This is a genomic window from Streptococcus sp. WM07 (assembly GCF_004570525.1).
Classification (GTDB): Bacteria; Bacillota; Bacilli; order Lactobacillales; family Streptococcaceae; genus Streptococcus.
The window spans coordinates 19449-28068 of record NZ_SPPZ01000015.1 but is presented as its reverse complement, the minus strand read 5'-3'; the positions used below and the strand labels follow the sequence as shown (position 1 = coordinate 28068).

Genomic DNA, 8620 nt, shown 5'->3' with positions numbered 1-8620 from the left:
TAAGGAGTGCCTCTAAACCTCCTTCTAGATAACGGTTCAATAAGTTTCGTACAGTTTGATGAACAAAACCTACTGATTTAGCTACTGCTGTTAAATTCTGACATTCAGAGTAGAGAATGAGAGCTTGAATTTTCCTATGGTGCTGTGCATTCTTTTTATCTTTCAGGGCTTGCTTCAATTCGCTAATTTGATATTCATTTAGTTCGACTTTCATACCTTATAGTATACAGCTATTTTTGTTTTTTGTTAAGTATTAATGTCACAGCAAGTCAAGAAGTGAATGCGGCATTAACACCAGCTCAAAAACGAGTTCTATGGGTATTTGTGTTTACATTTATACTCATGATTTGCAGCTTTATTCCATGGGAAGATTTGGGTGTGACAATCTTTGTGCAGTTTAATGATTGGTTGATTGGTCTTCCAATCATTGGTCAGGCTGTTGGCTCTTCAACAGCTGCTCTAGGTACTTGGTATTTCCCAGAAGGTGCCATGCTTTTTGGTATCGCAGGTATTGTCGTTGGTCTTATTTATGGGATGAGTGAGGAACGTTTGGTAAAAGCGTTTATGTTTGGTGCAGCGGACATTTTTAGTGTAGCCTTAATCTGCGCCATTGCGCGTGGAATTCAGGTTATTATGAACGATGGTATGATTACTGCGACTATTCTTCACATGGGCGAAGCAGGATTGAAAGGTTTGTCTCCGCAAGTATTTATCGTGTTGACTTATCTCTTTTATCTTCCAATGTCTTTCTTGATTCCATCTACATCGGGTCTTGCAGGTGCTTCTATGGGAGTTATGGCACCACTTGCAGAGTTTGTAAATGTACCAGCGAGTTTGGTTATCACAGCTTTTCAAGCTGCATCAGGTGTCTTGAACTTGGTTGCTCCAACATCAGGAATTGTAATGGGGGCCTTGGCACTGGGGCATGTTGAAATTGGTACTTGGTATAAATTTGTAGGGAAGTTTATTGCAGGTATTGTCGTCGTCTCTGTAGCTATTTTGGTCATTGCGACCTACTTCTAATTGAAATTCTGAGTCAGGTTCTATCTTTCAAACAGATGAAACAGTTGGCTCAGTTTTTCCTTTTGTATGATTGAAAGGGGAAATCATGAGAGCAAGTTTTATTCGGTCATCCCATAAAGAGGCCTGTATTCAGGCTATCCAAGAACTGGTTGCCTTTCCTTCTGTTTTGCAGGAACATCAAGCGGACACTCCGTTTGGTCAAGCAATCCAGCAGGTTCTTGAGCATACTCTGGCTTTGACGGAAAAAATGGGGTTTAAAACATACCTAGATCCAGCTGGCTATTATGGCTATGCTGAAATTGGACAAGGTGAAGAACTGTTGGCCATTCTTTGTCATCTAGATGTTGTGCCGGCTGGTGATCTTAGTCAATGGCAGACACCTCCCTTTGAGGCTGTAGTACAGGGAGATTTTATTATTGGGAGAGGCGTTCAGGATGATAAAGGTCCTTCGATGGCAGCTTTATTTGCGGTTAAAGCCCTGCTGGATGCAGGAGTCCAGTTTCATAAACGGATTCGTTTTATTTTTGGAACAGATGAGGAGACCTTATGGCGTTGTATGAACCAGTACAATCAGTTGGAGGAAGTTGCAACAATGGGATTTGCACCTGATTCGTCCTTCCCCTTGACCTATGCTGAAAAGGGATTATTACAGGCTAAATTACTTGGGCCAGGTCATCCTTCTTTGAGTATTGAAGCTGGGACAGCCTATAATGTAGTACCTGCCAAAGCGAGCTATTCTGGTCATCTATTAGCAGGAGTTATTGCAGAATTGGAAGAGTTAGGATTTGACTATGAAACCGATGATGATCAAGTTATGGTTCTTGGGATCTCTCGGCATTCGAAAGATGCTGCTGAGGGTGTCAATGCCATTGTTCGTTTAGCAAAGGCTTTGGAGCGTTTTGAGAGGCACCCAGCCCTAGATTTTATTGTGAATGGAATTGGTGAAGATGCCACAGGTTTCCCATTGTTGGGTGATGTGACGGACGAGCCTTCGGGAACACTCAGTTTTAATATTGCAGGCTTAACAATCAGTGCAACAAAATCAGAGATTCGTTTAGATATTCGTATTCCTGTAACAGTAGATAAAGATGCTTTAGTTTCTACATTAGAAACCAAAGCGCAATCCTATGGTTTGTTGTATGAAGAATACGATTATCTAGCTCCTTTGTATGTACCACTAGACAGTCAGTTAGTTTCCACGCTTATGTCTGTTTACCAAGATAAGACAGGGGATTTGTTGAGTCAACCGATTTCCTCTGGTGGAGCTACCTTTGCTCGTACGATGCCGAATTGCGTGGCCTTTGGTGCATGCTTTCCAGGCACAGAGCAAACAGAGCATCAGGAAAATGAGCGAATGCCATTAGAAGATCTCTATCAGACAATGGATATTTATGCGGAAGCAGTCTATCGCTTAGCTGCAGAATAAGCATCGTCAGTGTTGTTTCTCTTTAGATTCCTTAGTGGATGATATTTTTGAAAGAAGTAGATTGCGTCAGTCTACTTCTTTCTTTTATAATAAAGATAAAAAGAGAAGAGCCTATGGATATTCAAGCATTTGGGATTGAAGAATGGTTAAATATCTGGGAGAAAGATGCGGTTTATGATATTGCGGGCTCATCTATTGCTTCCCTGACTTTAGATGAGATTCTGGAAATTGGGGATACGGGTAAGGAAGTTCTGTTAGACCAGCTTTTTGCGAAAAAAATGAACTATGGTTGGATTGAAGGATCTCCGGAGTTCAAAAAAGAAGTGGCTAGACTGTATCAAAAAGCCTAGCCTAATCAAATTCTTCAAACAAATGGGGCTATTGGGGCTAATTATTTGGCACTTTATGCGCTCGTGGAGTCGGGAGATCATGTAATTTCTATGTATCCAACTTATCAGCAATTGGTGGATATTCCACGTTCCTTTGGAGCTGAAGTGAGCCTATGGAAGATTCAAGAGGAGAGTCAGTGGCTGCCATCCTTGGGGAAGTTGAGAAGCTTGATTCGTCCAGATACTAAGTTGATTTGTATCAATAATGCGAATAACCCAACGGGTGCCGTTATGGATCGGAATTATTTGGAAGAATTGGTGAAGATTGCGTGTGAGGTGGGAGCCTATATTCTGTCGGATGAGGTCTATAAACCGCTAGAACTGGGGCTAGATGTGCCACCGATTTTTGATCTTTATGAGAAAGGGATCTCTACTAACAGTGTCTCTAAAACTTATTCTGTTCCTGAGGTTCGTGTTGGTTGTATTGTTGCCAATGATGAAGGGCACCTCTAAAAACTCAATCTCTAAAATTCTAATCGTTGATTTATCAAGGTTTTAGCAACTCAAATTAAAGAAAAACAGAGGTTTTTAGAAGTTCCCTGAATTGTCTGACAAATTTCGGAAGTACCGTGATTATACTATGATTTCTGCGGGTGTCTGTGATGATTTCCTAGCAACACATATCTTGCGCCACAAGGACCTTATTTTGGAACGTAATCGCTCGATTGTCTGTGCTAACTTGGAAATTGTTAGAAAGTGGGTGAAGCAGGAATCACGGGTATCAGTAATACTCCCTCGGCATGTCTCTACTTCCTTTATCAAACTGAATATTCCAGAAGAGACGGGGGCTTTTTGTATCCGCTTATTGAAGGAGACCGGTGTGCTATTAGTTCCAGGGAATCGCTTTGATATGCGGGCTATGCCCGTCTAGGTTATTGTACTCAGACAAAGATTTTGGAAAAGGGGTTAGAACTTCTTTCGCAATTTTTACGGCAGTTTGATGAGTGAGGATCAGAATCTTAGGAATTTTCGTATTTTTTGAATTGAAAGAGGGATTGGTCTGCCCAGTTTTGCTTTTGGATGTAGGAGAATCAGAATTATTCCGAAATTGAAAATAAAGTGGTATGATAGAGGATAAGTTTTCAGAAAAAATGGAGGAAGTAAGATGAAAAAACCATTAATTGGTATAGCAGGAAGTGTATTGCTGACAAAGTATGGTTCTTCTGAAGGTTACCGCCGTGCTTATGTCAATGAAGATTATGTTCAATCTGTTCTCCAAAATGGGGGAATTCCGGTCATTATCCCTATTGTAGATAGTTTAGAAGCCATCGAGGTCTATGTTGAACAAATTGATGCTTTGATTCTATCTGGTGGTCATGATGTGACTCCTCAATACTATGGAGAAGAACCCAAACCTAAAATTGGTCAAACATGGGAATTGCGGGATTGGTTTGATTCAACCTTGCTAGAAAAGGCCTTGGAGAAAAAGATGCCGGTTTTGGGAATTTGCCGTGGTATGCAAGTTATGAATGTTTTCCATGGTGGAAGTTTGTGGCAAGATTTATCTTACATGGAGAATCTTGAAGTTCGGCATATGCAAGGCAATATGCCCCATCAGACAACTCATTTAGTAGATGTCGAAGAAGGCAGTAAACTCTATGAGATGATGGGACAAGAAAAGCATGTAATGGTTAATACTTACCATCACCAGGCAGTGCGAGAGCTTGGGGAAGGTTTCAAGGTGACAGCGGAGTCAGCGGATGGAGTGATAGAAGCTATTGAAAATGATGCTTATCCGTTTTATGTGGGTGTCCAGTGGCATCCAGAAATGTTGCATCAGTCAGTTCCGATTATGAATAACTTATTTGCTGGTTTGATTGAAGCTAGCCAACCCTAGTTCTTACTTTGGAGGTTTGCCGTGGAGGAAAAAGATGTGCTGGTCGTTGCGGGTCAGTTTGCCTACTTAATGTTAACAAGTGGGGCTGAAACGGGGCGTGTAGAATCTAGTATTGATTATGTTGGTAGAGCTCTTGGAGTTCCCATCATCTGCCATGTGACCATGACATCAATTTTGTTAGTCAATCAAGACAGTGGTCGCTCTTTTGTTGTAAAGGTTCCTCGCTACCAGGTTGACTTGCAGATGGTTCATGATTTGAATCATCTGTCCCGGCAGTTGGTTCAAGGTCAGGTCGATTTTGAGACTTTCCGCTTGGGAGTAGAGCGTTTGTCTCAGGGAGTCCCTCATTTCCCTTTATGGCAGCAGTATATGGGAGCTGGTTTTGTTTCCATGGCTCCAAATTTGGTGGAGTTAGCTCCGTTATCGGATTTTCTTTTGACTTTCTTCTTGGGGATTTTTGCCCATTTTCTCAACAGGGAGGCTAGTCGCTTAATGGTTCCCCCTTATTTGGCTGTAGGTGTCTCTGCCTTCGTAGTCGCATTGTTAACGAATGTTTTTTACCACTTAGGCTGGGGGCAGATTTTTGAAGTTCTATTGATTTCTTCTCTAATGCCCTTGGTACCAGGTGTGGCCTTAACCAACTCGCTACGGGAACTTTTGGGAGGGCATACCATTTCTGGCTTGGTCCGGGCTGTGAATGCACTTTTGATTGCGGCCTCGATTGGTGGAGGTGTTATGATGGCAAATCTCTTATTTAAGGCTCTAATCTAGGAGGTGGGAGATGATCTTTTTCTTAGGTTTTGTCTTAAGTTTCTGTGGTAGTTTGGGCTATGGGATGGTGGTTAATGCTCCTCGCCAAACCTTGTTGAGTTCTGCTATTACAGGTGGTCTGTCTTGGATAGCTTATCTTTCAATTATGGAAATGACGGGTGGTATTTGGTTAGCGAATTTGGTGGCTAGTCTGATGATTGGTATCTTGTCAAATTATTTTGCCAAACGTATAGGGACACCTGTCAATATTTTATCGATTCCTTGTATGATTTCCTTGGTGCCTGGGGGTACAATTGCCACGTCCATGCGCTATTTTGCCCAAGGGGAGGTTTTACAGGGGCAGTCCTTTTTTGTTCAGACCTTGCTAATTTGTTTTTCTCTTGCCCTTGGTTTTGTTTTGGCGGAAGGAGTGGTGTTCTTAGGGAGAAAAATAAGAAAATCCTGAGTCATGACTTGCCAAAGATGAGAAATTGTGGTAATATTTTACGGTATGTGGTGTAGAACCCTTAAAACTAAATAGGAGGAATGACGAAATGGCAAAAGTATGTTATTTTACAGGTCGTAAAACTGTATCTGGTAATAACCGCTCTCATGCGATGAATAAAACAAAACGCGCAGTTAAACCAAATCTTCAAAAAGTTACAATTTTGGTTGACGGTAAACCTAAAAAAGTTTGGGCTTCAGCTCGTGCGCTTAAATCAGGTAAAGTTGAACGCGTTTAATCAAGCTTAAAAAAGAGGTTGGATTTCCAATCTCCTTTTTTATTTGCTGTGCTGTGAAAGGCTTTGACAGTTGGGCTGGATTTGTACACCTATCCCAAAATGTGGTAAAATAGGCTATAAGAAAATTGAGGTGGAAGAAGATGACAGTAAAAATCAATACGCGTGATGGTCAGATTGAGTTGACTGATGATGTCATTGCGACCATTGTTGGTGGTGCAGCGACGGAGATTTTTGGTGTGGGTGGCATGGCTAGTAAGAATGCTATCAAAGATAATTTCCAGGCTCTTCTAGGTCGGGAAAACTACTCCAAGGGAGTTGTCGTTCGCAGTAATGAGGCCGGGGATATCGAGGTGGATGTCTATACTGTACTAAGCTATGGCACTAAGATTAGTGAGGTTTCACGGAATATTCAAGAAAGTGTTATCTTCAGTCTAGAAAATCAACTGGGTATTTCTGCTAAGGCAGTCAATGTTTATATCCAAAATATTAAAATTGTAGGAGAGTAGTCGTGGCAAATATTACAACCAGTTTATTCCAGGAGATGGTTCAAGCAGCTGCCACTCGCTTGACCAATCAAGCTGAATATGTAAACTCATTGAATGTTTTCCCTGTTCCAGATGGAGACACGGGGACTAATATGGGAATGACCATTGAAAATGGTGCTAAGGAAGTTGCAGACAAGCCCGCGCAGACAGTGGCAGAAGCTGCTAATATCTTTGCGAAGGGACTCTTGATGGGTGCCCGTGGGAATTCAGGAGTTATTACCTCCCAATTGTTCCGTGGTTTCTCTCAAGGTGTTAAGGATCTCGAAGAGTTAGATGGAGCTGCCTTGGCTCATGCTTTCCAATCTGGTGTTGAGGTGGCCTATAAGGCTGTTATGAAGCCTGTAGAGGGGACAATCCTCACAGTATCCCGTGGAGCTGCAATTGGAGCGGTTAAGAAGGCTGAGACTAGCAATGATGCTGTTGAAGTTATGGAAGCAGCTCTTGAAGGGGCTAAGGCTGCCTTGGCTAAGACTCCAGATATGTTGCCTGTATTGAAAGAAGTCGGTGTTGTCGATTCTGGAGGGCAAGGACTTGTTTTCATTTACGAAGGTTTTTTGTCTGCCCTAAATGGAGAATATATTGCTTCTGAGGACTTTGAAGCAACACCAGCTATGATGGGTGAGATGATTAATGCAGAGCACCATAAGTCTGTAGCAGGTCATGTTGCGACTGAGGATATAACATTCGGTTACTGTACCGAGATTATGGTCGCATTGAAACAAGGTCCAACCTATGTGAAGGGCTTTGATTACGATGAATTCCGTAATTATCTCAATGACCTTGGGGACTCCCTTTTGGTTGTTAATGACGATGAAATTGTAAAAGTTCACGTCCATACAGAAGATCCTGGATTGGTCATGCAAGAGGGTCTTAAATATGGTTCTTTGGTAAAAGTGAAAGTCGACAATATGCGCAACCAGCATGAAGCACAGGTTGAAAAAGAAGCCTCCCAAGCTACGGACAGTAAAGGTCCTCGCAAAGAGTATGCGGTAGTAACAGTCGTAGCTGGTCAAGGAATGGCTGAGATTTTCCGAGCTTCTGGTGCAGACTATGTGATTGAAGGTGGTCAGACAATGAACCCGTCTACAGAAGACTTCGTCAAAGCTATTGAAGAAGTTAACGCGGACAAGGTTATTCTCTTACCAAATAATAAAAATATCTTTATGGCTGCACAATCTGCCGCAGAAGTCGTGGAAGAATCTGCTGTAGTAGTTGAAAGCCGGACAGCTCCTCAGGGATTGACGAGTCTTTTGGCCTTTGATCCAAGCCGTAGCTTGGAGGAGAATCAAGAACGGATGACCCAAGCTCTGGAGGAAGTGGTTTCAGCATCTGTAACCCATGCCGTTCGTGATACGACCATTGATGGTTTGGAAATTCATGAAAATGATTTTCTAGCTATGGTAGAAGGTAAAATTGTAGCTTCCAATGCTGATCTTGAAACTGCTCTTGATTTGATGGTTGATAAAATGGACTTGGATGACAAAGAGATCTTCAGCATCTATGTTGGAGAAGAAGGTTCAGAAGAGTTTGCAGAAGGTCTTCAAGAAAAATTAGAGCATCGTTTTGAAGATTTAGAAGTTGAAATTTTCCCAGGGAATCAGCCGGTTTATCCGTATATTTTCTCAGCAGAGTAAACGTAAAAGCAATACCTCGATCCGTTGTTTTCGAGGTATTTTTTTGTTAGATTGAGCTTTTTGCTTGAATAAAAAAGTCATGTTTGGTATAGTAAATATGGAAATGATAGGACGTTAGACAGGATTCCGATCAAAATTAGACACTTTCAGAATTTGTCATTGAGAATGGGACTTGCAAGCTGCTATATTGTTCAGATAACTATTCTTGTTGACTGAATCTTATGGGAATTCTTTTTAATATAATTGACAAGCTGTCTAAAATGATTTACAATG

8 protein-coding genes and 2 pseudogenes are annotated in these 8620 nt (G+C 41.7%); 9 read left to right on the top strand and 1 reads right to left on the bottom strand.

Annotation, left to right across the window (positions count from 1 at the left end; all coding sequences use genetic code 11):
- A partial coding sequence (locus E4T71_RS03205; protein WP_135034965.1) for a helix-turn-helix domain-containing protein occupies positions 1-214 on the bottom strand: 214 nt, incomplete at its 3' end.
- A gap of 41 nt (positions 215-255) precedes the next feature.
- Between E4T71_RS03205 and E4T71_RS03200 the strand changes: the two are divergent.
- From E4T71_RS03200 to E4T71_RS03155, 9 genes and pseudogenes are all read left to right on the top strand, one after another.
- Positions 256-1023, top strand: a pseudogene (locus tag E4T71_RS03200) (YfcC family protein); the annotation flags it as partial.
- 85 nt (positions 1024-1108) lie between these two features.
- Positions 1109-2449: a dipeptidase gene (locus E4T71_RS03195; RefSeq protein ID WP_135036746.1), complete on the top strand. Its 1341-nt coding sequence runs from the start codon at positions 1109-1111 to the stop codon at positions 2447-2449.
- A 113-nt stretch (positions 2450-2562) separates the two neighbouring features.
- Positions 2563-3786, top strand: a pseudogene (locus E4T71_RS10185) (aminotransferase class I/II-fold pyridoxal phosphate-dependent enzyme).
- 157 nt (positions 3787-3943) lie between these two features.
- Positions 3944-4675 (top strand): gamma-glutamyl-gamma-aminobutyrate hydrolase family protein, encoded by a 732-nt coding sequence (locus tag E4T71_RS03180; RefSeq protein ID WP_135036736.1) that lies wholly within the window; start codon positions 3944-3946, stop codon positions 4673-4675.
- Positions 4676-4696: 21 nt separating this feature from the next.
- A complete protein-coding gene (locus E4T71_RS03175; RefSeq protein ID WP_135036734.1) occupies positions 4697-5446 on the top strand; it encodes a threonine/serine exporter family protein in 750 nt (249 codons plus the stop codon).
- 10 nt (positions 5447-5456) lie between these two features.
- Positions 5457-5891 carry a threonine/serine exporter family protein gene (locus E4T71_RS03170; RefSeq protein ID WP_135036729.1) on the top strand — a complete coding sequence of 145 codons (435 nt, stop codon included), beginning with the start codon at positions 5457-5459 and terminating at the stop codon, positions 5889-5891.
- Between the two features lie 88 nt (positions 5892-5979).
- Positions 5980-6168, top strand: coding sequence for a 50S ribosomal protein L28 (rpmB, locus tag E4T71_RS03165; protein ID WP_002885786.1), 189 nt, complete (start codon positions 5980-5982; stop codon positions 6166-6168).
- A 140-nt stretch (positions 6169-6308) separates the two neighbouring features.
- Complete coding sequence (locus E4T71_RS03160) at positions 6309-6674, top strand: Asp23/Gls24 family envelope stress response protein (RefSeq protein ID WP_135036726.1); 366 nt, start codon at positions 6309-6311, stop codon at positions 6672-6674.
- 2 nt (positions 6675-6676) lie between these two features.
- A complete protein-coding gene (locus E4T71_RS03155) occupies positions 6677-8347 on the top strand; it encodes a DAK2 domain-containing protein (RefSeq protein WP_135036724.1) in 1671 nt (556 codons plus the stop codon).
- Positions 8348-8620: the final 273 nt, after the last annotated feature.